This is a genomic window from Caballeronia sp. LjRoot31, from assembly GCF_964253885.1.
Lineage (GTDB): Bacteria > Pseudomonadota > Gammaproteobacteria > Burkholderiales > Burkholderiaceae > Caballeronia.
Genome location: NZ_CAXURX020000001.1, coordinates 1,884,328 through 1,908,348, shown reverse-complemented (window position 1 = coordinate 1,908,348; position 24,021 = coordinate 1,884,328). Strand labels below are relative to the sequence as shown.

General features: G+C 58.4%; 24 protein-coding genes and 2 pseudogenes. 14 read left to right on the top strand and 12 right to left on the bottom strand.

Annotated features, from left to right (window positions below):
• Window positions 1–80 precede the first annotated feature (80 nt).
• From ACSQ8V_RS08465 to ACSQ8V_RS08455, 3 genes are all read left to right on the top strand, one after another.
• A complete protein-coding gene (locus tag ACSQ8V_RS08465) occupies window positions 81–935 on the top strand; it encodes a DJ-1/PfpI family protein (protein ID WP_436181593.1) in 855 nt (284 codons plus the stop codon).
• Window positions 936–1,085: 150 nt separating this feature from the next.
• Window positions 1,086–1,511: a YybH family protein gene (locus ACSQ8V_RS08460; protein ID WP_436183130.1), complete on the top strand. Its 426-nt coding sequence runs from the start codon at window positions 1,086–1,088 to the stop codon at window positions 1,509–1,511.
• 26 nt (window positions 1,512–1,537) lie between these two features.
• Window positions 1,538–2,209 (top strand): NAD(P)H-dependent oxidoreductase, encoded by a 672-nt coding sequence (locus ACSQ8V_RS08455; protein WP_436205431.1) that lies wholly within the window; start codon window positions 1,538–1,540, stop codon window positions 2,207–2,209.
• On the opposite strand, the gene ACSQ8V_RS08450 is transcribed toward ACSQ8V_RS08455, so the two are convergent.
• The gene (locus tag ACSQ8V_RS08450; RefSeq protein WP_436205430.1) at window positions 2,206–3,582 is read right to left on the bottom strand and encodes an IS4 family transposase; all 1,377 of its coding nucleotides are present in this window, start codon (window positions 3,580–3,582) and stop codon (window positions 2,206–2,208) included. The two genes, ACSQ8V_RS08455 and ACSQ8V_RS08450, sit on opposite strands and share 4 nt — an antisense overlap.
• 284 nt (window positions 3,583–3,866) lie before the next feature.
• On the opposite strand from ACSQ8V_RS08450, the gene ACSQ8V_RS08445 reads away from it, so the two are divergent.
• The 5 genes from ACSQ8V_RS08445 (at window position 3,867) to ACSQ8V_RS08425 (ending at window position 8,638) form a co-directional block, all read left to right on the top strand.
• The gene (locus ACSQ8V_RS08445) at window positions 3,867–4,154 is read left to right on the top strand and encodes a putative quinol monooxygenase (RefSeq protein ID WP_436206621.1); all 288 of its coding nucleotides are present in this window, start codon (window positions 3,867–3,869) and stop codon (window positions 4,152–4,154) included.
• 458 nt (window positions 4,155–4,612) lie between these two features.
• Window positions 4,613–5,746 carry an IS701 family transposase gene (locus ACSQ8V_RS08440; protein ID WP_436205429.1) on the top strand — a complete coding sequence of 378 codons (1,134 nt, stop codon included), beginning with the start codon at window positions 4,613–4,615 and terminating at the stop codon, window positions 5,744–5,746.
• 256 nt (window positions 5,747–6,002) lie between these two features.
• Window positions 6,003–7,136 (top strand): IS701 family transposase, encoded by a 1,134-nt coding sequence (locus tag ACSQ8V_RS08435; RefSeq protein ID WP_436205429.1) that lies wholly within the window; start codon window positions 6,003–6,005, stop codon window positions 7,134–7,136.
• A gap of 237 nt (window positions 7,137–7,373) precedes the next feature.
• A protein-coding gene (locus tag ACSQ8V_RS08430) for an IS5 family transposase (RefSeq protein ID WP_436205428.1) occupies window positions 7,374–8,131 on the top strand; the annotation gives its coding sequence in 2 pieces (ribosomal slippage) (window positions 7,374–7,689 and window positions 7,689–8,131; 759 coding nt in all).
• Window positions 8,132–8,149: 18 nt separating this feature from the next.
• On the top strand, window positions 8,150–8,638 hold the full coding sequence (locus ACSQ8V_RS08425) for a DJ-1/PfpI family protein (protein WP_436183129.1): 489 nt from the start codon (window positions 8,150–8,152) through the stop codon (window positions 8,636–8,638).
• An 81-nt stretch (window positions 8,639–8,719) separates the two neighbouring features.
• On the opposite strand, the gene ACSQ8V_RS08420 is transcribed toward ACSQ8V_RS08425, so the two are convergent.
• Complete coding sequence (locus ACSQ8V_RS08420) at window positions 8,720–9,667, bottom strand: GlxA family transcriptional regulator (protein ID WP_436181590.1); 948 nt, start codon at window positions 9,665–9,667, stop codon at window positions 8,720–8,722.
• 257 nt (window positions 9,668–9,924) lie between these two features.
• The gene (locus ACSQ8V_RS08415; RefSeq protein ID WP_436206620.1) at window positions 9,925–10,494 is read right to left on the bottom strand and encodes a TetR/AcrR family transcriptional regulator; all 570 of its coding nucleotides are present in this window, start codon (window positions 10,492–10,494) and stop codon (window positions 9,925–9,927) included.
• Between the two features lie 273 nt (window positions 10,495–10,767).
• On the opposite strand from ACSQ8V_RS08415, the gene ACSQ8V_RS08410 reads away from it, so the two are divergent.
• From ACSQ8V_RS08410 to ACSQ8V_RS08395, 4 genes are all read left to right on the top strand, one after another.
• Entirely contained in the window at window positions 10,768–11,574 is an 807-nt protein-coding gene (locus ACSQ8V_RS08410; RefSeq protein WP_436205427.1) for an alpha/beta fold hydrolase, read from the top strand.
• A 118-nt stretch (window positions 11,575–11,692) separates the two neighbouring features.
• Window positions 11,693–12,496 carry an SDR family oxidoreductase gene (locus ACSQ8V_RS08405; RefSeq protein WP_436205426.1) on the top strand — a complete coding sequence of 268 codons (804 nt, stop codon included), beginning with the start codon at window positions 11,693–11,695 and terminating at the stop codon, window positions 12,494–12,496.
• Between the two features lie 50 nt (window positions 12,497–12,546).
• On the top strand, window positions 12,547–13,431 hold the full coding sequence (locus ACSQ8V_RS08400) for a helix-turn-helix transcriptional regulator (RefSeq protein WP_436205425.1): 885 nt from the start codon (window positions 12,547–12,549) through the stop codon (window positions 13,429–13,431).
• Window positions 13,432–13,587: 156 nt separating this feature from the next.
• Window positions 13,588–14,286, top strand: a complete 699-nt coding sequence (locus tag ACSQ8V_RS08395) for an alpha/beta fold hydrolase (RefSeq protein WP_436205424.1) — start codon at window positions 13,588–13,590, stop codon at window positions 14,284–14,286.
• A gap of 324 nt (window positions 14,287–14,610) precedes the next feature.
• Here ACSQ8V_RS08395 and ACSQ8V_RS08390 read toward each other — a convergent pair whose 3' ends face one another.
• On the bottom strand, window positions 14,611–14,742 hold the full coding sequence (locus ACSQ8V_RS08390; RefSeq protein ID WP_436181584.1) for a hypothetical protein: 132 nt from the start codon (window positions 14,740–14,742) through the stop codon (window positions 14,611–14,613).
• Between the two features lie 28 nt (window positions 14,743–14,770).
• On the opposite strand from ACSQ8V_RS08390, the gene ACSQ8V_RS08385 reads away from it, so the two are divergent.
• On the top strand, window positions 14,771–15,607 hold the full coding sequence (locus tag ACSQ8V_RS08385; protein ID WP_436205423.1) for an alpha/beta fold hydrolase: 837 nt from the start codon (window positions 14,771–14,773) through the stop codon (window positions 15,605–15,607).
• A 546-nt stretch (window positions 15,608–16,153) separates the two neighbouring features.
• Here ACSQ8V_RS08385 and ACSQ8V_RS08380 read toward each other — a convergent pair.
• The 4 genes from ACSQ8V_RS08380 to tnpA form a co-directional block, all read right to left on the bottom strand.
• Complete coding sequence (locus ACSQ8V_RS08380) at window positions 16,154–16,525, bottom strand: winged helix-turn-helix transcriptional regulator (RefSeq protein WP_436205422.1); 372 nt, start codon at window positions 16,523–16,525, stop codon at window positions 16,154–16,156.
• Window positions 16,526–16,658: 133 nt separating this feature from the next.
• Window positions 16,659–17,744, bottom strand: a complete 1,086-nt coding sequence (locus ACSQ8V_RS08375) for an IS4 family transposase (protein WP_436205421.1) — start codon at window positions 17,742–17,744, stop codon at window positions 16,659–16,661.
• Window positions 17,660–18,040, bottom strand: coding sequence for an IS4/Tn5 family transposase DNA-binding protein (locus tag ACSQ8V_RS08370; RefSeq protein WP_436205420.1), 381 nt, complete (start codon window positions 18,038–18,040; stop codon window positions 17,660–17,662). Before ACSQ8V_RS08370 ends, ACSQ8V_RS08375 begins: the two co-directional genes overlap by 85 nt.
• Before the next feature lie 110 nt (window positions 18,041–18,150).
• Window positions 18,151–18,594, bottom strand: a complete 444-nt coding sequence (tnpA, locus tag ACSQ8V_RS08365) for an IS200/IS605 family transposase (protein ID WP_436205419.1) — start codon at window positions 18,592–18,594, stop codon at window positions 18,151–18,153.
• A gap of 268 nt (window positions 18,595–18,862) precedes the next feature.
• On the opposite strand from tnpA, the gene ACSQ8V_RS08360 reads away from it, so the two are divergent.
• The gene (locus tag ACSQ8V_RS08360) at window positions 18,863–19,720 is read left to right on the top strand and encodes an SDR family NAD(P)-dependent oxidoreductase (RefSeq protein WP_436206619.1); all 858 of its coding nucleotides are present in this window, start codon (window positions 18,863–18,865) and stop codon (window positions 19,718–19,720) included.
• A gap of 201 nt (window positions 19,721–19,921) precedes the next feature.
• Here ACSQ8V_RS08360 and ACSQ8V_RS08355 read toward each other — a convergent pair.
• The 4 genes and pseudogenes from ACSQ8V_RS08355 to ACSQ8V_RS08340 form a co-directional block, all read right to left on the bottom strand.
• A pseudogene (locus ACSQ8V_RS08355) lies at window positions 19,922–20,838 on the bottom strand (Kdo hydroxylase family protein).
• A gap of 50 nt (window positions 20,839–20,888) precedes the next feature.
• Window positions 20,889–21,571: pseudogene (locus tag ACSQ8V_RS08350) on the bottom strand (phytanoyl-CoA dioxygenase family protein).
• A gap of 75 nt (window positions 21,572–21,646) precedes the next feature.
• A complete protein-coding gene (locus ACSQ8V_RS08345) occupies window positions 21,647–22,855 on the bottom strand; it encodes an MFS transporter (protein ID WP_436181579.1) in 1,209 nt (402 codons plus the stop codon).
• A 267-nt stretch (window positions 22,856–23,122) separates the two neighbouring features.
• On the bottom strand, window positions 23,123–23,995 hold the full coding sequence (locus ACSQ8V_RS08340) for an AraC family transcriptional regulator (protein ID WP_436205418.1): 873 nt from the start codon (window positions 23,993–23,995) through the stop codon (window positions 23,123–23,125).
• Window positions 23,996–24,021: the final 26 nt, after the last annotated feature.

Below are 24,021 nucleotides of genomic sequence, written 5' to 3'. Positions count from 1 at the left end.
TCTTACGCTGCGGTGGTTTTCCAATCTGCCCTAACCCGGCTGCGCCCCCAGAGGGAGCCGAAGTGCAAGGAGAAATTATCTTGACCGACAACAGAGAAAATCACGCTCCCGGCGAACAGCTCACCAGAGCAGGTCATTCTCGTCGCGATGTTCTCAAGTTTGGCAGCGTTGCAGCGCTCGGCGCCGTTCTTGGGGGCGGAGCCTTGCTTGGCGGCGCCACGCCCGCGCTTGCACAGTCAGTCAGTCAGGGGCCGTTGGCCCCGAGTGATCCACTCAATATTCTCATCGTGAATTACGACGGCGGCACGCTTCTCGATTTCGCCGGTCCTAGCGAGATTTTCCACCGGCTACCGAATACGAACGTCCGCTATGCGAGTCTCAACGGTGGCACGGTGACTCTCGAATTCGGGGTCGTCTATGGCAAGACCGAAAGATTGGCCGATATCGATAAAACTGACTTGATCCTGGTTCCAGGCGGATCTGATTTGTCGGCACCGATGAGTCCGGAGTATCAGGCTCAAATCCGGCGTCTGGCCGAAAGTGCCAAATATATTACGTCGGTTTGCAACGGTTCACTCGTGCTCGCCGCAACCGGCGTTCTCAACGGTAAGCGAAGCGCCTGCCATTGGGCCTTCGTCAACAAACTGTCTGAATATGGCGCCATCCCTGTTCCGGATCGTTTCGTGGAAGACGACAACGGCCGGTTCATGAGCGGCGGTGGTGTGACGGCAGGCATCGATTTCGCCCTTCGCGTTGCAGCAAAGCTGCGTGGTCAACAGGCCGCCGAATTTACGCAGCTCTTGATCGAATATGATCCCGCGCCGCCGTTCCATTCCGGTCACCCCCGAGACGCCCGGCCGGAATTGATGGCGATGGTCGACAAGGAGCTGCCCGGTGCATCTAAGGGCCTCGCACGAATTCCGGGCGTTCGCTGAAGCGTTGGCGGGCAGTGTGTGCGAAATCATCTCGCTGACTGCCTGCGGTCACGATTTTCTCAGTAGTCGAGATAACCAAATTGAGCAATCCCTATGCGATCGATTTTTACCAAATTTGTTTTATTGCCAGTTGCTGTGGCCCTCGCTGCCATGTCCGCTACCGTCTACGCGGCAGGTCCCCGGCCGTCCACGGAGGCAGCCATTAAAGCTGAAAATGACCGCTGGGCCGATGCCTTCAGACGAGGCGATTATCAGGCGATTGGGCATCTCTACACCGATGACGGAACACTTCTGCAGCCTGGCGGCGAGCGCGTCACGGGCCCCGCAGCGATCACGAAATATTTCAAGGATGGATACGCGGGGAAAGCACCGGATACGGTGACCTTCAGCAACTACGAGTTTTACGGTAACGACGAAGTCGTGGCCGAGGTGTCGGACTCGATCGTCCGGAGCCATGATGGAGAACTGAAGTCGCGCGGCAAGCAGATCCTCATATTTCTGAAACAGGGCGGTGCTTGGAGACTTCACCGCGATATCTGGAACGACAATGGTCCGCTGAAGCCAAATGATCGCTGACCCAACATTGCCAACATAGGTGTCACATGTTCAAGAATGTTCTCATCGTCTATGCACATCACGATCCGAACTCGTTTGCCAAGGCGATGCTGGATCGCACTGTCGAAACGCTTGCCCGACAAGGGTATGCCACACGTGTGTCCGACCTGCACGCCATGGCATTCAAGGCCGTCGCCGATGATGCCGACTTCATCGAACCCCACCCTGGCGGGGGACCGGGTTCGGGTACCGACTATCAGTCCCGACAGCGTGTCGCTTCAATAGAGGGGGGTTACGCGCCCGACATCCTGGACGAACTTGACAAGCTCACCTGGGCCGATGCTGTCGTTTTTTTGTTTCCACTTTACTGGTTTCATGTCCCGGCAATCCTCAAGGGTTGGTTCGACCGAGTGTTCGCCTACGACCGCGTATATAGCAACGACCATCCAGATATTGGCGCCTACCGGCGTGGCGGCCTCACGGGCAAGCGGGCTTTAATCGGTACGACCTTTGGCGCGCCCGAACCGCGCGAAGGAGCGGTGCCGAGCCGGCATTCCGAGCGGTTCGAGTCCATCCAGAATGGCGTACTTGCTTACGCTGGGTTTGATGTGATGGCTCCCTTCTATGCCTGGTCGGTCGCTCACGTCGGCTCGGATCGTCGTACCGAATACCTGGATGAGTGGGAAAGTCGTGTGCTAGGGCGAATGGCACTTACTTAAGCCCGTGGCGCGTGCCCATATTTTCGGACGCGCTCGCGTGCGATGTGACGAGGCTCTTTCAGCCATGGGTAAGACTTCGGTCTTCGTTTGCGCATTCGTGGTTCGATGCGACCGGGACGATTCCCAACGCAAGACTGCGCGATCAGGTTGAACAGGAGACTCTGGTCGTGGGTTGCTGCCAGACCTCGGGCCAGCCATTCAGTCCATAACTGCACGGTGTGTTTGAAACTCAGTGTTCTCGGATCGGTGGCATAGTGGCTCGCGGCCTGAGCCATCAGCAACCGAATCACGTTATAGGCCAGCAGATGGACCCAGATCTCCTTCTCGTTCATGTGGGCAGTCTGGCAATGCAGTACGTCCATACCCATCGTCGTCTTGATGTTACGTAGATCCAGTTCCACGTTCCAACGCCTGGCGTACAACTGCGAGAGCTCCTGTTTGCTGGTCTTGCGTTCATCAAGCATCGTGGTGACCAGCACCCGGTGATGCAGCCTGGACTCGCGCACCACCAGTTCATCGGGGAAGGCCTGGTACTGCTCACGCGTCATCCAGTCGGGCCGCTGCCGGGGTTTGAGCCACGTCACAATGTGATCGCGCATGCCCAGCGACTTGCCTCGCCGAAAGTCGGTGCGGCGCGCCCCATGCTGTTCCATAACGACATCCACTCCGGCGGCGATCATTGAGGCCATCAGAAAGTAGTGGCAATACAAGGCATCGGCGACGATCACATCACCTTTGCGAAACGTATCTTGCAGCATGCGAAACGCCGTCAGCTCCCCGCTGCCTTTGCCCGCGTACGTTCCGACACTCGCCTCCAGCACTGCGCCGCTTGCCAGACAGATCACCGCAACCAAATAGGCTAACGGAAATCCCACTCCTTCAGCCTGAGAACTGGACTGCGGGAAGCGGGCCTGGTTCGACGGCGTATCGGGCATCGAGATCCCTGTCCCGTCAACCAGCTTGACCGGGCGCCCGCGCCACATCCAGGCCGCTCTGGCCTGCTCGTGCAGTTGACGTCCTGTCTCGCGCGTCAACTCCCGCACCATCGTCAGAGGCAGTCTCTGGCGAGCGCGGCAGTAGCCTCCCGTACGCACACTCATGGGTCGCAGCCCGTCGGCAGCTCGCTGCGCAGCCCACCCGTTGACCGCCTTCTGACAGGAGGCGTCCTCTTCCAGCGCCTGGCGCATGAACATCGACAGTGTCACCGTCGGCGGATACAGCCGTTCCCGATGCTCTGGCAGATGTGCTTCCGTTATGTCCAACAGCTCCGGGCTCGTCAGTATGTTGAAGTAGTCAACCGCCTGGGCCCTGCGTGCCCGGCTTTGAACGCCGCCTAGGGTTTGCCTGTGATGACTTCGTGCATTACGATCCATGGGGGCTGGTCCTTGGAATGAGACGGGTGTTTGCCTGGTAACAACCATCCTATCAATCCCTGGATCAGCCTCCTCCGTTTCTCTTCAAGTACTTATCCGCGTCTTCTCCTCCATGCTGGCTTAAGTAAGTGCCATTCGTGCTAGGGCTCTTTGCAAAAACGCCCGAACTGCGCGCCGCCGCCGGCCCCACGCCACAGCCGACTGTGCTGCTGGGACGGGTGCGAGAGCCTGGCGAACAGGTCTGGCCTTACGGGGGCGACCGGGCTCTAGCGGGCTTCGCGGCGATGGAGCGGCTACGGGCAAAGCCTGGTCAGGCGGAGGCACTCGTGCAAAAGCTCAAACCGCTAGTCGCTGCTGCCAGTGCGGACGGCGGAACACGAATCTACGCTTTGCTGCGCTCGCGCGATGACAACGACGACATATGGTTGATCCAAACCTTCGACGACGTTGCTGCCGCAGAGCAGCATGCAAATGCAGAGCCCTTCGCAACGATCCTCGACGAGATTGCCCCATTGCTTGCGGAACCGGCCTGCATCGTCCGCCTAATTCCTTTGCTCGCAAAAGGTCTCTAGTAGTACAGAATGGTTCGGATATTGACAACCATCAATCGATTGGCTAATGACGGAAGAAGTGCAGAGAGACACACCTCCTTCCAGACTCAGATTCGACGAATACAACATCTTGACATTCCACATCTAGTCGGCCCGAACACGGTCGATAACCATCGGTATTTGGCCACTGCAGGAGCATAAGAGGAAGATTTCTGAGAATAGGCACTTGAAGATAGGTAGCTTGATCTTTCCAAATATGGACCAATGTGATTTCACGGGGCCATTTGAAGCGCTGTCGCGTATCCCCAACTCGACGTTCTACACATTGTGGAAAGACAAAGGCGTTGTGCGAGATATGCGAGGCATGCAGCTGGTTCCGGACACCTCGTTCGGAGAAGCGCCTCAACTCGATGTGCTAGTACTACAGCCGTAGATTTTTTTACTATAATTCATTAGTACTACTATGTGAGTATAAACCGATGCGAGCAATTGCGAAATCGTGGGAACGTGAACTGTACGCATTGCATGAACGTCTCGAACACCTGTTCAGACGCCCTGAACCCCGGCAGCGCTCACTGGCGTATATGAAGGGGCTGCTGGGCACAGTCGAGCGCAAGAACGGCTGGCAACTTGCCGAATGGATTGGCGAGGCAACACCGGACGGCGTGCAGCACCTGCTCGAGCGGGCACAGTGGGACGCCGACGCCGCGCGCGATGTACTGCGCCAATACGTGGGTGAACGACTCGGCGAGCGTGATGCAGTGCTGATCGTGGACGAAACTGGTTTCGTCAAGAAAGGTGAGCACTCGGCCGGCGTGCAACGCCAATACAGCGGCACGGCGGGCCGAATCGAGAATTGCCAGGTCGGCGTATTCCTCTGCTATGCCGGTCATGGCGGCAGTGCATTCATCGACCGCGAGCTGTATGTGCCGCGGGCATGGACCGATGACCCAGCTCGCTGCAAAGCAGCCGGCGTCCCGCCGACGTTGGAGTTTGCAACGAAGCCACAGCTCGCGCGCAGCATGCTTGAGCGTGCGCTGGATGCCGGCCTGCCATGCGGCTGGGTCACAGGTGATGAGGTTTATGGTGGTGACCGTGACCTGCGATTGTGGCTGGAGTCACGCGGGCAGGCCTTCGTGCTGGCAGTCGCAAAGAATGAGCCGCTATGGTGGCAAGGGCCGAAGTACGTTCGCGCAGACAAGATAGCCGAAGCGTTGCCGTCAACGGCATGGGAGCGCCTATCGGCTGGCGTGGGCGCCAAAGGCGAACGTCTGTACGATTGGGCAATGACGCCACTGTGGAGGCTGCAGATCACCGCCGAGGAATATAGCTTCGGACACTACCTGCTGGTACGGCGCAGTCTGGATGAAAAGCGCGAGCATGCCTACTATGTCGTCTACGCTCCATGCAGTAAAGCTTCACTGCAGATTCTGGTGAATGTCGCAGGACGCAGATGGGAAATCGAAACTGGCTTCGAGGCGACCAAGGGGGAGTGCGGCCTGGATCAGTATGAGGTGCGTCTATGGCGCGGGTGGTACCGCCATATCACCCTGGCACTTCTGGCGCACGCAGTACTTGTCACCCTTCGGATCGAGGGTAAAAAAAACTCCTGAAGGCATGATGCCTCTCAGCCCGCAGGAAATTCGTCGACTGTTATGCCGCCTGTTATGGCGCGCCGTCCATCCGATCAATCATGTGATTGCATGGTCAATTTGGCGACGTACTCACCAGTGGCGCGCACAACAGTCCCATTACCGACGCCGTGGTTTTACCCCGCCTGTCAGTTAGTATCTACGGCTGTAGTACTAGTACTACAGCCGTAGATTTTTTTACTATAATTCATTAGTACTACTATGTGAGTATAAACCGATGCGAGCAATTGCGAAATCGTGGGAACGTGAACTGTACGCATTGCATGAACGTCTCGAACACCTGTTCAGACGCCCTGAACCCCGGCAGCGCTCACTGGCGTATATGAAGGGGCTGCTGGGCACAGTCGAGCGCAAGAACGGCTGGCAACTTGCCGAATGGATTGGCGAGGCAACACCGGACGGCGTGCAGCACCTGCTCGAGCGGGCACAGTGGGACGCCGACGCCGCGCGCGATGTACTGCGCCAATACGTGGGTGAACGACTCGGCGAGCGTGATGCAGTGCTGATCGTGGACGAAACTGGTTTCGTCAAGAAAGGTGAGCACTCGGCCGGCGTGCAACGCCAATACAGCGGCACGGCGGGCCGAATCGAGAATTGCCAGGTCGGCGTATTCCTCTGCTATGCCGGTCATGGCGGCAGTGCATTCATCGACCGCGAGCTGTATGTGCCGCGGGCATGGACCGATGACCCAGCTCGCTGCAAAGCAGCCGGCGTCCCGCCGACGTTGGAGTTTGCAACGAAGCCACAGCTCGCGCGCAGCATGCTTGAGCGTGCGCTGGATGCCGGCCTGCCATGCGGCTGGGTCACAGGTGATGAGGTTTATGGTGGTGACCGTGACCTGCGATTGTGGCTGGAGTCACGCGGGCAGGCCTTCGTGCTGGCAGTCGCAAAGAATGAGCCGCTATGGTGGCAAGGGCCGAAGTACGTTCGCGCAGACAAGATAGCCGAAGCGTTGCCGTCAACGGCATGGGAGCGCCTATCGGCTGGCGTGGGCGCCAAAGGCGAACGTCTGTACGATTGGGCAATGACGCCACTGTGGAGGCTGCAGATCACCGCCGAGGAATATAGCTTCGGACACTACCTGCTGGTACGGCGCAGTCTGGATGAAAAGCGCGAGCATGCCTACTATGTCGTCTACGCTCCATGCAGTAAAGCTTCACTGCAGATTCTGGTGAATGTCGCAGGACGCAGATGGGAAATCGAAACTGGCTTCGAGGCGACCAAGGGGGAGTGCGGCCTGGATCAGTATGAGGTGCGTCTATGGCGCGGGTGGTACCGCCATATCACCCTGGCACTTCTGGCGCACGCAGTACTTGTCACCCTTCGGATCGAGGGTAAAAAAAACTCCTGAAGGCATGATGCCTCTCAGCCCGCAGGAAATTCGTCGACTGTTATGCCGCCTGTTATGGCGCGCCGTCCATCCGATCAATCATGTGATTGCATGGTCAATTTGGCGACGTACTCACCAGTGGCGCGCACAACAGTCCCATTACCGACGCCGTGGTTTTACCCCGCCTGTCAGTTAGTATCTACGGCTGTAGTACTAGGGCGTGTTCACACTAATTGAATTTACCTGTAAACTTCGGGAATGGAACTCACCGAAGCCCAATTTCAAAAGATCGAACATTGTTTGCCGCGTCAGCGTGGCAACGTAAGCATGTCGAATCTTCAAGTGCTAAATGCGATTCTTTACGTTGCTGAGCATGGTTGCAAATGGCGTGGTTTGCCAAAGCGCTTTGGCCGATGGCACACGGTCTATACGCGCATGAACCGTTGGTCCAAAAGTGGCGTGCTGGATCGCGCATTTACCGAACTGCAGCGTGCCCAGATTGTTCGTGTCAGGATCGAGGCGGTCTCGCTGGATAGCACGATTGTAAAAGTGCATCCAGACTGGACTGGCGCATTAAAAAAAACGGACCGCAATCCATCGGCAAGTGCCGGGCCGGATGGACTACCAAGATTCATATGGTTGCCTCGGATGCTCGAACAGCCATAACGTTTTCACTTTCTCCCGGCCAGGCCGGTGATGCCCCCGAAGGACGAGCCTTGCTACAAAGCCTCGGGCCACCGAATCGGCCACTGTACTTGCTCATGGATAAGGCGTATGAGGGCAACGAGACGCGACAACTCGCACTTGACCTGGGCTTCATCCCCGTTGTCCCGCCAAAAAGCAATCGCCTTGAGCCATGGGAATACGATCGGGAAATGTACAAACGTCGAAACGAAGTGGAGCGACTGTTCCGAAGACTCAAAGGCTTCCGTCGCATCTTCTCGCGATTCGACAAGCTGGATGTGATGTTCATCGCTTTCATCAATTTCGCGCTTATCGTCGATGGACTCAGGTAGTGTGAACACGCCCTAGTCATTCCCGGGGGGTATGGCCAGGAAGAAGTCGCAACCGATGGAGAAGTTCTCACATTTATTCGGGAGCAGGCCAAGCGTGCCTTGTATGTGTACTCGGTATGTACCGGCGCTCTTATCTGCGGCGCCGCTGGCTTGCTGCATGGCCGAAAAGCGACGACTCACTGGACGGCAATGGAAGTGCTGCCGTTCTATGGCGCAACCCCCATCGATGACCGCGTCGTCATCGATGGCAATTACGTGAGCGCGGGAGGCGTTACATCAGGCATTGACGGCTCTCTCATCCTGGCCGCACTTCTCCATGGAGATCAAATAGCAAAAGAACTCCAACTCTACATGGCGTACGATCCGCAACCGCCGTTTGACTCGGGCTCACCTACGAAGGCATCCGCTGACGTCTTGAGCGCCGTCCGTGCGCGAGCACAGGAAATCACTGAACAACGCTTTGCCAGCGCTCGCAAGTACGCGGACCGAGCATTAGATCCTGTGTAACTACTCATTCCGTACGATGCCCTCCACATTTCTTGCCGACGCGACCCCAGCAGAATCGATGGCAGTTTGACCATCGATCGATCATCGGCTGCCCATGAGTCTGCTCTCGCGCCGGATTGATTGCGGCGGATGTCCATGTAGTTTGACGAAAGCCCTCCGCATTCGCTCTGGATCGGTGAATCCCACAGCCAGAGCAATCTGCTCGATCGGTTCGCTACCGTCTTGCAAGCGTAGTCGCGCAGCTTCAACTCGTAACCGCTCAACCGCCTTAGCAGGCGTTTCACCAGTTTCTCGGCGAAATGCCCGTCCGAATTGTCGCGGACTTAATCTTGCAGCATCTGCGAGTCTCTCAACAGGTAGTGCTTCAGCTAAATGTTCCCTGGCAAAGTTCAGAGCGATGCGAATGCGATCCGATTCCGGCTCCATCTGCGACATAGCCGAGAATTGCGACTGACCTCCTGGTCGGCGATACGGAACAACCAGGAGCCTGGAGACAGCGCGCGCAATTTCTGCGCCCATATCCGTTTCAATCATCGCGAGTGCCAAGTCTATTCCAGAGGCGATGCCTGCCGACGTCCAAATGTGACCGTCCGCTATATAGATGCTATCGCCCTCAACTCTGGTGCGAGGAAAGCGTGACTGCAATTGAGTTGTGTATCGCCAGTGCGTTGTTGTTCTCCGGTCGTCCAGCAAGCCGGTTTCCGCAAGCAAAAACGCCCCCGTACACACGCTTGCCACGCGCGAGGCTCTGGCGCCCAATTTCTTGGCAGCGGCGATGTTCTCCGATGTTTGCATCGGATCTATATCCCCGCCCACGAAAATTACAGTGTCAAACACGCGCCGTCCGATCGGCTTTGTCTCAATCGGAAGACCCGCATTGCCGAGAATTGATCCTCCTACCTGCGAGATTAGTTGAAGATCGTAGGGGGTATGGCCGGCGGCTGTGGTCACCTGATTAAAAGTCGAAAGTGGCCCAGCAAGATCAAGAAGATCGTAGCCACGGCAAACGAAGAATCCAATTCGATGCATGATGACGTAGTCAACTGGAAACCTTGAAGTGTCCAATTTTAAGGGAAAAACGAAAAATTAGACACATGTCCTTAGATCGAGTGCCAGTCCGGATCGTAAAGGCGGCCGCCGCCTGCACACTGGCCGCCTGCAGGAGTTTCTCGCAAACTCTGGCAGCGGCCTACGGTGCCGTACGCCCCAACGATTTGCCCTTCGGTAATAGAGATGACCGCCACTCCAGCAGCGTAGGTCGACCGGAATTCGACACGTCCATATAACTAGGTGGACTCGCGATCCTCCCGCCATTGATCGAGGTAGGCCATGACCGCCCGCAAAGCCTCGTTTCGAACCGCGATATCGATGCGGCCTTCCTGTAAATAACCGAACTTCAGGCAGGCAAGCCCAATTTCGACGGCGAGCGCTGCAACGTCCGGAGACAGCGGCAAGGCCGGCAGTTCGCCAAATCGCGCGGCCGCATCGCGTAGCAAACGCCCGATCGAGGCATTCTTGGTGGCGTGGGCGGCACGATCCGCGTCGCTGAAAGAACCATTGAGAAGAAGCACGCTCGCCGCAGGGTGGGCGTTGTAATAGTCCACGCAGGTATCGATCACGGTACGCACCCAAGTGTGAAGCGTGCGGGTCCGGGCGGCTCCCGAATTTGCGATAGCGTCACTGAGGCGCTGCATATGGATCTGCGCGATATGCGCGAACAGCGTGTATTTGTCTGGAAAGAACGGGTAAATGCTGGCTCTCGGCACCTCCGACATTTCCGCAAGAGCGGGAATCGAAGTCTTTTCGGGGCCCTGCTCTTCCAGCATGCGCTCGGCCGCCTCGATGACTCGCGTCATGCGCTCCAGCGAGCGCTCCTGGACAGGACGGCGCGTGCGCTTCCCTTTGGCGGGATTTGCATCTGAATCAGACATATGTTAGATTTATAAACAACAAATGTTGGATATTAAGAGTTTCGACACTCAAGGTTACACCATCTCCCGCTCCGATCGCGCAGGCCATCCCGCGCACGCCGCCGGGGTCGGAACCATGACGATGTACAGGGATTCTGCCGGGTCGGTGCTCGACGTGTCGCAAACCCCTGCCTCGACCTGTCAACCGGAAGAAACGCGATGAAAACTGCATCCACGAAAGTCCACATCCATGTCGAGGAACAGGGCAGCGGCGCGCCTTCGCTGATCTTCCTGCACTACTGGGGCGGCTCGTCCAGGACGTGGCGCGACGTCATCGGCGCACTCCCGGGCGCGCATCGCACGCTCGCCGTGGACCTTCGCGGCTGGGGCGCGTCGGACGCTCCCCGCGAAGGTTACGCGCTGGCGGACTTTGCGGACGATGTGCGCGACGTCATCGCCGAGCGCGGCGTGTCGAACTTCGTGCTGGTCGGGCACTCGATGGGCGGCAAGATCGCTCAACTCCTCGCGTCGCAAAAGCCCGAAGGGCTGGTCGGGCTGGTGCTCGTTGCCCCTTCGCCTCCAACGCCGCTGGCGCTGCCCCCAGAGGTGCGCGAAGGCATGGAAAGCGCCTATTCGTCTGCCGCCTCGATCGAAGCAACGATCGACAATGTGCTCACGGCGAAGCGGCTCACCGAAGACCAGCGCAAGCAGGTCGTCGAGGACAGTCTGCGTGGCGGCACAGTGGCAAAGATCGCATGGCCGCGCTCCACAAGTCTGGAAGATATTTCGGCGGCAGTGAGCGCGATTACCGTGCCGACCCTGGTGATTGCGGGCGAACTGGATCGGGTCGACAGCGTATCGACGCTTGAGACCGAGTTGCTCACCCGCATTCCCCATGCGGTCATGCGCGTGCTCCGCGGCACCGGGCATTTGTCGCCGCTTGAATCCCCGCGTGACATAGCGGAATTGCTGGGCCAATTTCTTGCATCGCTGGCGCCGGAAGCGGCAACGCTTAACGGCAGGTAAGACGGCGGCACATGCCGCTGTTTGCATCACGCATGTTTCGCCGACGTCGCAGGCGTTTCGGCAATCAGCTAGTTGTCGTTTGTCGTTATCCCATCCCTATCTTCAGGAACGATCCGCAATGTCCAAGACTATCCTCATCACGGGTGCCGGCTCCGGATTCGGCGAAGCGGCCGCAATCGGCCTTGCGCGCAAAGGTCACAACGTCATTGCCACCGTGCAATGTTCGCCCCAGGTCACACCGCTGCGCGAAAAAGCCAAGGCACTCGGACTCGCCAACTTGCGGGTCGAGAAACTCGATCTGTTCGATTCGCACGACATGGCTTTTGCCCAGAGCTGGGATATCGACGTCCTCTGGAACAATGCCGGCATGGGAGAAGGCGGCCCGGTCTTCGAGATCCCTCTCGATCTGGTTCGTCACAACTACGAGGTCAACGTTTTCTTGCCGCTCACCCTCACGCAAAGCTTTGTCAAAAAGTGGATCGCGCAGAAAAAGCCGGCGAAGATCGTTTTCACATCGTCGATGAGCGGGCTGTTCTCCCCCGCGAACTGGGGCGTGTACGCGTCGACCAAGCATGCTCTGGAATCGATTGCCGAAGCACTGCAGCAGGAATTGGCCGTGCATGGCATCAAGGTTCAGACCATCAATCCCGGCGCCTTTTACACCGGCTTTAACGAAACCATGGCCGACACGGCATTCCGGTGGCTCGACGACGCGAAAAACATCACCCGGCGCGCCGACTTGCGCGCGCAGTTCGACGAGGCGCTGGCGTCGCCGCTCGGGCACCTCGACGCCCAGGAAATGATCGATCGCATGATCGAGATCGTGCCCGCCGACGCGGGGAAGTTCCGCAACGTTGTGCCCGTGGCAGTCGAAGATATGCTGAAGGCACTGCAGCTCGCGGCGTGGGACAACCGGATCTGACTTCCGCGGGACACGGCTGACTCCACGCCCCATAGACGAGACGGAAAAGCATGAACGACTCCATTTCGGTTCGACAGGGGGCGCAGATCGTTCCGATCGTCCCGCATATCGCAAGACGGCATCCCGATCTGGCTGTACGGGGATTGCATGTGGAATACCACGCGATTGAAGCGACGGCCTTCCCTGAACGCGAGCTTCTACAACACAATCTCTTCCTCTACACCGGTCCGGCTGCGCGAGCGGAGATTAAAAGCCCCGAGTTCTCCGGGCTGAGATGGATTCGTCCCGGCTCTCTCTGGGTCATGCCCCAGGGAAGCCGGCATGGCGTCCGTTTCGAAAGCGCGGTGGAAGGAGTGGCGCTGGCATTTGATCAAGTACAGCTTGACACCCTGGTGCTGTCCGCAGGCGGCAAACATTCCGTCCCGATCGTTCAATCTCTGGCGGCGTGCCCACCGAAAATCGAGCATCTGATGCGCGCGTTGGGGCACGAAAGCTATCAGCCCAGCGCACCGGGCCATGTCGGCCTGGAATGTATCGCTACGGCAATCGTTCTGGCGCTGAGTCAACATGCGGGGGCCACGGTGATATCGTCAAAGGCCGGCCCCCGGCTTGCGCCACGGCAGATTCGTGCTATCAAGTCCTACATCGACGAACGACTCGGTCAGCCCATCGCATTGTCCGATCTGGCTGGTGCCGCCGGACTGAGTCCCTTTCACTTTCTCCGCGCATTCAAAGGTAGCTTGGGCGTGACACCCGGACAATATCTTCTTGATTGCCGAATGGAGCGAGCGAGGATGCTGCTCAAGAACGGCAACCTGAGCATTACCGAAGTCGGTATCCACGTCGGCTTCGACGATTTGAGCCACTTCTCACGCGCTTTCCGCCGGGTAGTGGGAATCGCGCCGTTGATGTTCCGGAAAAACTGTCGAGAATAAGCAAGGAACGTCAAATTGCCGCAATTTCGGGTAACGGCGATTCCGGATAACTCCAGCAAAATCGGCGCAGCCGCCATGTTGAATCTCGCGTAATTATTGCGGGCTTCCGTGGCTCAAGACTCGCCCTTTCTGCTGCTTCCCCGGAGAAAAACACTCATGGCACAAACCGTCCCGGTAAAAAACATCGTCTTGGTCCACGGCGCTTTTGCCGATGGATCGAGCTGGTCCAAAGTCATCCCGCTGCTGCAAACCAAGGGTTATAAGGTGACTTCCGTGGGCAACCCGCTCACCTCCTTCGAGGATGACGTGGCCGCAACCCGGCGGGCCATCGCAGTACAGGATGGTCCGGTCATCCTCGTCGGCCATTCTTACGGCGGGGTCATCATCACGGAAGCAGGCAATGACCCGAAGGTCGTCGGGCTCGTCTATGTCGCGGCCTTTGCGCCCGACGCGGGACAGTCGATCGGAGAAATCGCGCAGGGCTTTCCGAAACCTTCGGGACTGGATCACCTCGATCCACTGGCCGACGGCTTTCTGCGCCTGTCGGTGGAAGGCATCGAAAGCGGACTGGCGCAGGACTTAAGCAAGGAAGAGAAGGCGCTTCTCGCCGCGGTTCAACCCCAGACGGCGGCTTCCATCTTCGGGGCGCACCCGACGCAGGCGGCGTGGCATAACAAGCCTTCGTGGTACATCGTGGCTGCGAACGATCATATGATCGCACCGGAGCACGAAGCCAGCATGGCCCTCCAGATTAAGGCGACGACAACGACCCTACCTTCGAGCCACGTCGTCATGCTGTCTCATCCGCGGGAAGTCGCGCAAGTCATCGAGGATGCCGCGACAGCGAGCAGTTAATAAATAACCTGCAACGCCCGTTTGGCCTTTTGCGAGGCGAAGCGACCTCGCATTCACTCTTTCTCCGGGTAGCGAGCATCGTCATTGCGCCGAGGCGACGGCTGCGGGAGGCATCGAAAACCTGACAGACGTGGAGGCCGAGGCTCTGGTCGGCAAACCGGACCGGCATCGACGCGCCTGATGGAGTTTGATAGAGCTAAAGACGACGAAAGGTTGTCCAGCTTTTCGCAATAGAGGCAACTGATCATTCAGCACTTTATCCAATCCCCACGACGACGGGATTTGGTCACCGAAATTTCTTCCCAACGGAAAACAAATGAGCTCTCAAACAAACGAACAGAATCCTTCGGTATCGAGGCGCAATATTCTGATGGCGAGCGCAGGCGCAGTTGCTGCTGCGACGGTTTCCAGTTTCTCCCACGCCGCCGATACTTCGCCGCGCAAAGAGGCATCCATTCACTCTGCAAATCCAGGAGCGCAAGCCATGAACTACGTCACCACCAAAGACGGCGTCGATATTTTTTACAAAGACTGGGGGCCGAAGGATGCGCAGCCCATCTTCTTCCATCATGGCTGGCCCCTGAGCTCCGATGACTGGGACGCGCAGATGCTCTATTTCCTCAGCAAAGGCTTCCGTGTCATTGCCAATGACCGTCGCGGCCACGGTCGCTCCAGCCAGGTGAGCGACGGCCACGACATGGACCATTACGCCGCCGATGCAGCAGCCGTGGTCGAGCACCTCGATCTGAAGAACGCGGTCCACATCGGCCATTCCACCGGCGGTGGCCAGGTAGCGCGCTATGTCGCAAAATACGGTCAACCGCAGGGCCGTGTCGCCAAAGCTGTGCTCGTCAGTTCGGTTCCCCCCCTGATGCTCAAGACCGAGACGAATCCGGGCGGCACACCGATCGAGGTGTTCGATAATTTCCGCAGCGCCCTCGCCGCCAACCGGGCGCAGTTCTACATCGACGTCGCCAGTGGGCCTTTCTATGGCTTTAACCGCCCCGGCGCGAAGGTCTCGCAAGGCGTGATCGACAATTGGTGGCGCCAAGGCATGATGGGCAGCGCCAAGGCACATTACGACGGCATCAAGGCATTTTCTGAGACCGACCAGACCGACGATCTGAAGGCGATAACGGTACCTACTTTAGTCACCCAGGGCGACGACGATCAGGTGGTCCCCTACACCGACGCCAGCCTGCTCCAGGTAAAGCTACTGAAGAACGGCACGCTTAAAATCTATAAGGGCTATCCGCATGGCATGCTCACTATCCATGCCGACGTGATCAACCCGGACCTGCTCGCCTTCATCCGCGACTAACGAGTACGGCGCCTGACGCCGCGCGCACTTTTTATTGTCTCCGAAAAGATGCTATATGTCCTGGCCGGTATCACGTCAAAAGCGGCGACGGCAGATGCACCGGTCGGGCGCGCGTAGCAAATGAGTTGAGCTTTTGCCCATCCGAGGTCTGCAAACGCTGTGTCCTTCGCAAGTCGAGTCGCCCAAGCGCTGGCGGGGCTCTGTCACATCAAATCGTGTCTCTCGCGCACTCCAAGTCTTTAAGCAAGCATTCAATCCGAGCGCTGGCATAGAAAAAATCTGTGCCGTTGCCCCCAGTTTACCCAGACCGGTCTGGATGACATCAAGCTGCTTCGGTGAAGGCAAGTTGCTGCGGAACATCTTCGATGATTTGTCCCATCCGATCCGATCCGACGAAACGGCACGGACACATAGCCACCCGGTTTATAGGTATGACACGCGACGTGTGTTTGCCAGCTGAAGTGGGCGACTGTGACCGGCGTCTCAGAGGCTGCTCCAGAGACTGAATCAATCGCCGTTGTACAGCTACTCTGATTGACCAATACTTTACTGATCCGCATCGAACCTGTTTTGGGCGTCGTCGATCTCCGCGATATGGTCGCATGCCCATTTCCCAAGCGCCACGACAGGTTTGCCAAGCGATTGGCCAAGTTTCGTGAGTGCGTATTCCACTTGCGGGGGACTGCTGGGGAGGACAGTCCGCGATACGATTCCATCGCGCTCCAATGCACGCAAGGTCCGCGTCAGCATCTGCTGCGAGATCCCTTCGATGCTGCGTTTGATGTCGTTGAAACGACGAGGGCCAGGTCGAAGCAGGACGATGACAAGCACACTCCACCTATCGCCAATACGAGTCAGCACGCGGCCGACACGGCGCGTGTCCTTCAATACATAACGGCCGTCCTCAGTCATACTCATGTGACTAGATCCCACATTTATGCGTTCTCTCAACCAGCGAAATGGCTCTATATTTAACCTCGGTCAATTAATGAACAGCCCCGCAGCAAGCTCTGAGGATTACCCACATCTCTTGATTTGATTCCGGCGTAGGCTACTCGTTTTGCCGGAAGATGCGATACACGACCGTGCTCTCGTGCAGTGCGAGAAAGCCACGCCACATGACGGTTGGTCCCGGAGGAAGGTCGTGCTTGCGATTGAGATAACCACCGAGCTTTGCAACCCAAAGCACCACCTGCGCGAGCGTCGGCGGTTCGGCCGGCGCTTGCGTTGTGCCGTGTATCCGGCAATACAGCGCGCGCCATTCGACCGGCTGCAGCAGCACTTCGCAGGACGGGTCGCCGTCAAGGCGGGCCAACAGCGTCGCGTACATGATGCGCCAACTGACGACAGCAAACAATGCTGTGGCGCGCACGAAACGATCGAGGTGGCCGAATTGTCGGGCTTCGATCTGGCACCCGCTCTTCAGGACGCGATGCCACGATTCGATCGTCCAGCGGCGGGCATACCACGCCAGACGTTCGAGTGCGTCATCGCAGTTCAGTGTCGGCACTGAACTCAGCAACATCCATTCGATTGGCTCGACGCCCTCGGGGGGCTGAGTCTCCAGCGCGTGGATCACATACACATCGACATCAGGCAACTTTTCGCGCTGACGGCTACGCGGCGGATGCAACCGGAGTGCCTTGCAACGCACCGTCAATTGCGCAGTACGTGTCGGCGCCTTTCCATTGCGTGTCGGCACCAGCAGATCCGTTTCGCCCACAGCGGGCTCTGCCGCAACGGCGTCCCACAGATATGCCTGCGGATGCGCGACGCGGCGGCTCCAGGCTGCGCGTACCAGCCAGTCAACACCCGCAGGCCGAGGGGCGATGAACGCATCGTAGACATCGCCGTCGCGGTCGGAGATGCCGATGATGTGGGTGTCGGGGCAACGCGTTTTCAGCGACGCCAGATGCTCAAGACCTTCGAGCCACTTGAAGCTTTCCTTCTCCTCGATAGGGCGTTTCCTGCGTTGCTTCGATTTGCCGGATTCCTCGGGTGCGCGAATCCAGGTCTTCATCCCTAGCACCCCGAGTGGCAGGCCCTCAGGTGTCACGGCCAGCAGGCTGTGCAGCATGAAGCCGTGCAGATTGCTGCTCGTGCCGTGGCCCAGTCCCTGCGTCGCCGGTAGATGCATGAGGTTGATTCAGTCGTATCCTGCGGCGCCAGGACCACCGGGACCTGCTGCATGCGGTTCAGCGTCTGCCCGATGTGGTTGACCAGTACGCCGTCGGTGTCGATCCGTGGGTTGTCGAAGAAACGATACGCGGCTTTCAGTTGTGCCCCGTCCAGCGACTGCGGAAACGAACACTGCGGGCTCTGTGCCAGCCGTCGCGCGAGTGCCACGAGCCGCTGCGTCAGGCGGGCGTCGCCCAGCGCCGCCGTGCCGAATTCCTCGCTGGCCCAGTCATCGGATTCACCCGTTGCAGACAATGCGCTTCACCCCGGTCCATGAACGCGCGCCCAAAGTTAACATCGGTCAGCGCAGTTTACAAGCGGTGATTCGAGATGTGGGTAATCCTCAGAGCTTGCTGCGGGGTATCTTAAAACAGCGCGAGCTGATGATCTGAGTGAAGCTTGTGGTATTCGTTGCCCTGATTCTTGACGTATCGACCTATCATCGCCTCGTCGCCGTGTTTGCCGACCGTGCTGGCGAAGTAACCGTCCGACCAGAATTCGCCGCCCCACAGCTGCTTCTTGACCTGCGGACACCGGCGAAAGATCTCTCGCGCCGTCAGACTCTTCAACATCTGAACGAGTCTCGACACGCTGTAGGTCGGCACCGACTGAACGAGAAAATGAACATGATCCTTGTCCGTCCCGATCTCCAGAAACTTCACCTGATAGCGCTCCGCAATCTCAAGGCATACCTCTTTTAGAACTTCGTCAACCCGATTGTCGAACACCGCTCTGCGGTACTTTGCCGGAAACACGAGGTGGTACAGCAACACCGTCACGTTGTGGCTCTTGTGGATGTATTCGCTCATCCACAAAGTCTACTTCTACGCCGCAAGCGGCGGGGAATTCGACCCGAAGAGATTAAGCCATCTCTAGCATCGGTCCAGCGATATCGAACGCGGGACAGATCGACATGTGGCGATGAGACGGCCAAGAGCTAATAACACACAGGTCCAGTAGCAAAACTCAACGACGCGACTCGAGGGATTCAGCCGCTGCACAATGATCGTCACCGGCAGCGCTTGTGGAATAGAACCCAACTTAATGAACCCATCTGCTGATAAACGAATGAGAGAAATGAACAGGAGCATGCAAAGGGTAGCCGTTGTAACCGGTGCCAGCCGCGGCGCGGGAAAAGGCATTGCACTTGCGCTTGGCCAGGCTGGGATGACGGTATATCTCACAGGTCGCAGTCTTGCTGACGACGATTCCCCGTATGGAGGCACGATCAGCGAAACCGCCTCCCTGATCGACAAGGCAGGCAGCCGGGGAATCGCGGTCGCAGTAGACCATACCGATGACACGGCGGTTGCCTCGCTCTTCGAGCGCTTGCGCAACGAGCACGGCAGGCTCGATATCCTGGTCAACAATGCGGCCAATCTGGTCGCCACGACGATGGTGGGTGGCTTCTGGGAAAAGCCCCTCGCCACCGTAGATCTGATCACGGTAGGTCTTCGCTCGCACTTCGTCGCGAGCTATCATGCCGCGCCTCTATTGATCGCCAATGGCAAAGGCCTGATTGTGAACACGGACCACTACGGGGCCCTGTGCTATTACCACGGCCCTGTCTACGGCGCGCAAAAGGCCGGATCGGACAAGATGGCCGCCGACATGGCCAAAGAATTACGTCCGCATAATGTCGCGGCGTTGTCGATCTGGATGGGCGGATTGGATACCGAACGGGCTCGTGCATATCTGATGACGCTTCCCCCAGCATCACGTCCGACCGCGAAGCGGGAGTCGCCACAGTTCACCGGAAGAGTCATTGCCGCCCTATACGAATCCGATCAAAGGATGGCTCTATCAGGGCGCGCGCTGATTGGTGCGGAAATCGGTGCCCTCCTTGGTGTAAGCGACATAGACGGCTCGCATCCCGTCTCACATCGCTACACGCTGGGCGGGCCGCCCGAACTTCATCCTTCTCTTTTGACCTGACGTGAGGCAGCACCTTTTTTTCTATCGAGCATCGGCAATGGCAACCTGGCGCCCCGCGCAATCCCCTCTGCAGTGCGCCCTCGCTCAATATCTCATCAGGTTGTTCGCGGTATTCCGCAGAAACCACTTGTCCGGCCAGGCCGTTGCCCTGAACGAATACGTCCAGCAGACGGATGTGCCTCCGGACACCCTCTTGGTCTGTCATGCATTCAAGCTGGTCGACTGAAGCAGGCGCTGCCCCGTTAGCCGTTCGAGAATCGCAAGCGGCCCATACTCAGGCCGGATCATCGCGGCGACAGGCAGGAAAAACGTCTGCTCCAGCATGAACTGTCCCGACAGCACGGCGTGCGACGTCTGATCGGAAAAGCAGATCCATGTACTGCCTGGCTGGAACGCCGCGAGCTCCTGCGAGCCGTCACGCTGATAATTCAGGTCTGCCTTCATCGCATCATGCAGCCCAAGCATCAGATGATCGTACCGGGTGCGCCTCGACTTCGTGATTCGCAGCTTTTCGAGGATCCAGGCGCTGCCCGGCCTTTGCGGGGGGATGCCTGGGATGAACCGGCGCACAGCGAGCTCGAACGGCTCGCCGACACGCCATACGCGAGGTACGCCAGCCGGATTAACGTTGGCAAAGACCCGGAGGATCCGCATGCCGTGATTGGGTCGGGAAGGAAACGCATCCACATGAAGGCGGCTATCGTCCGCCTTCCACGACCGCTTGCGATGCTCGACGGGTGAAGGCGCAGACTCGTCGGTTCGGGTCGTAGATGCGGCCTGTATTCGGGGACCAGGTTTTCGACAAGCTGGCGCGCATACGCCTGATACCGCGCAATCAGCATCTGAATGCCGCGCTTCGCCGTAGCGTCTCCGAGCACACCGGACAAGGACGCACCATCCGCTGAGAGACTGATATTCCTGCGCGCCGGATCGGCAAGTTCCGGACGAAGTAACGCCCTTTCAGACGGTGCAAGATCGAATTCCGTTTCCGGAAAATACAGCACCTTGCCCTGTTCAAGCGCCTGCGCACACTGCGAACGAAAAGCGGCAGGATTGGACGACAACTGCGCCTGCCAGTCACCGTCCGGACCTACTACCTGAGACAAACCTGGATTCATTTCAATCCCTGAAAATGCGAGGGCTGCGCTCGGTGCGATGCTGCGGAAAATCAGATCGCGACAGAAGGAACTGACGCCGATCGGGTTCGTGGAACCGGATAGTTATCCGCGCCGTGCCAGGCGAAATTCAGCGAAAGCTTCACCTGCCCGGACAGGTTCCTGCCTGCCCGATGCAGCGTGTTGCAATGGAAAAACAAAGCCTCGTCGAAGCATCCACGATCGAGGTCCATACGGTGCGAACGCGGAATAAACCGGATTGCGCCGTTGGAGGCCCGTTCGGAACCGAGGGCCAGCCTCGCCGAGATCAGGTCGTCACGTTCGAACGACCAGTAACGGATATCCCGATGCCATCCCGTTGCAGTTCCATACCTCGGATATTTGCTCATCAGGCTGTTATGGTGAGCGAGAGACAATCGGGCCGGTCCACAAAAATGTGCTTCCAGCAATGCTCTGGTGGCCGCTGAGGTTGCCCAGGCGGAGAACGCTGGATGTCGCACCACACCGCCAGCAGCAGCCTGATCGTTTCGCCTCCTGGTGCATCCCGCGAATGCGATGCGCCGGGGTAACCCACGTCGACTTCGAACTCGAGCGGTGGCCTGCGCACCGCAAGTTCCTGAGACGCCAGCTCGCACAGTTCGGCACACCGTTCAGCGTCAACCATGCGCCGGATGACGACATAGCCCTCGCCGTCTAACACGGCACCGTACTCTCGGGCGAATGAAGAATCGGGCATTACCTGTCCAGAGATGTTTCAAAATCCGACCGGATGCGGCGTGCGCTCCCTGTTGGAAGCAGCACCGGCACCGTGCTAGTTTTTAGGCGCTACCGGGTTGAAGTATTTGATGCCGATGACGGCGCTGATCAGCTTCACGGCAAGAATCAATGCGATGCACGCCGGCCAGCCTCCAGCCGCATAGGCGAACCCGGGCAGAAATGCCCCGACACTGCCCCCTGCGTAATAGCAGCAGACGTAGACTCCCGCGGCCGAAGATTTCGCCTTGCCAGCGACTGCTCCCATCTGCCCGGTCGCGGCCGTCTGAGCGACGAAAACGCCCGTAGAAATGAGCGCTACACCGATCAGCGCCACGACGAGGTTGGGTATCAGCGTGAGCAGAATGCCGACCGTACTCGTCGCGAGTGCGGCGATCAGACCAACCTTGTATCCGACTCGCCCCATCCACCGGGCCGCAAACGGATTGGCAAACGCACCGAACAGGTTCAGCAGGAACATGAAGCCCAGCGCGGCGTTCCCGAGAAGGAACGGCGGTTTGACCAGGTAGAAGGTGATATAGGTGAAGACACTGACGAAGACAAAGAGGTTATTGAAGGCGCACGCGTAGATGGCGACCAGGCTGGGGTTTTTCAGATGCCGGGCCATAGTGAGAAGGCCTGTGCCGATACTGCGCTGGCGCTCGAAGTGCTGCGAGCGCGGGAGCAGAAGCCAGACGCAAAGGCCGCCGAGCGCGATGAGACACGCCAGCAACAGAAAGGAGGCACGCCAGCTATGGAGGTCCGCGGCAATGCCGGAAATAACGCGCCCGGAAACGCTACCTACCACGCTGCCAGAGACATAGGCCGACATGCCCATGCCGATGTTCTTGCCCTTCCACTCCTCGCCTACGTAAGCCAGCGTGACCGAGAAGATACCCGGAATGAACAGCCCCTGGATGAAACGCCAGATGATGAGCTGCTCGAGCGATGTCGCCGTCGCAGCGAGGGCCATGGGTATCGAGAGGCCGAGAATGCAGGCAACGAGGACAAGCTTGCGCCCAATGGTGTCGGCGATGACGCCGCTGAATGGTGCGGCAATCGCGACGGCGAGCGTTGTCGCCGTAATCGTCAGGCTGATCTCGCTCGCGCTGGTACCGAATAGCTGTGCAAGAGACGGCAACAGCGGCTGGGTCGCGTAGATCGCAAAGAAGGGGCAACAGGCGCACAGCGCGACAGCCCAGAAGCGACGTCTGTCGGAATCGGTTGAAGCTGCGGTCTGAGCGCCGACCGGGGTATTGATGGACATGGCTATTTCTCGCAATCATGGCCCGGATACGGACGGGCTAAGACTGAGAATTTAAGCCAGCTCTCATTGGCAGTCGCTCGCTCCTCGGTCAATTCACGTCGAGAAAGTGACAATCTTGCGTGACCCGGATGCATTGGCTGATGGGATTGAGCCAGTTCCGTTTGCGCTCGTACCGGATCAAGCGGGAGCCGGTGGAAGGCACGCTACGCGTCTCGGACCGTGATTTCGACCGATCCGCCGTGAAGATAAGCATGTCAATCAGATAGATCACTCCATGGGCTCGGCAGACTGGCTGTTTTTATGAAAGTAAGCCGCCGGTGTGGCGCCAAGCGTTCGCCTGAACATCGCACCAAAAGCGCTTGGACTGTCGTAGCCCAGATCGAGCGCCACCGATATGATTGTTTCACCACGGGCCAGCTTGGGGAGGCTTGCCAGAATTCTGGCCTTCTGTCTCCACTGGGTAAACGTCATCCCAGTACTCACAAGAAATTGTCTCGTCAGAGTACGCGCGCTAGCCCCTACGCCCCGTCCCCACTCCGCCAGTGTCAAGTCAATCGAAGGGTCGGCAATCAGCCCCTCGCATATCTTCGCAACGCGCGGATCGTCAGGAATCGGAAGATGAAGCGACAGAATCGACAAGGTTCGGGTTTCATCGAGCAGGACAGCAACCAGCCGCTCCAGTCGGGCCTGCCGATCCTCCTCGCCGCCTTCCAGACTGGTGGCGCGAAGGATCAATTCCCTCATCAGCGGCGTCACGTCAATAACCGAACATTCCGTTGGAAATGCCCGCTCGATATCCGTTCCGGGTTCGAAATAAAGCGTGCGCATTTTGAGCATGCCCGAAGCGCGAATCTCGTGTTCAAACCCGGCCGGCATCCATACGGCCCGCTGCGGCGGGACCACCCATGTTCCGCGGCCGGTCGTGATCGTCATCACGCCCGCCGACGCGAAAACCAGTTGTGATCGGCGATGTGCATGGCTGGCGATAAGCGCGTTGTCCGGGTAGTCCTTGGCCATCGCCGCAACGATCTGGAAATCCTGGCGCTCGCCGGGATGCTCGGGCGGCAATGTCATTCTTTGCGACAGTCTGGATTCGCGCTCGATACTCGCCATCGGTTGGTGGGCCGTCGTCACCGGCATGATTTATCAATGATTCGGGCAAGACC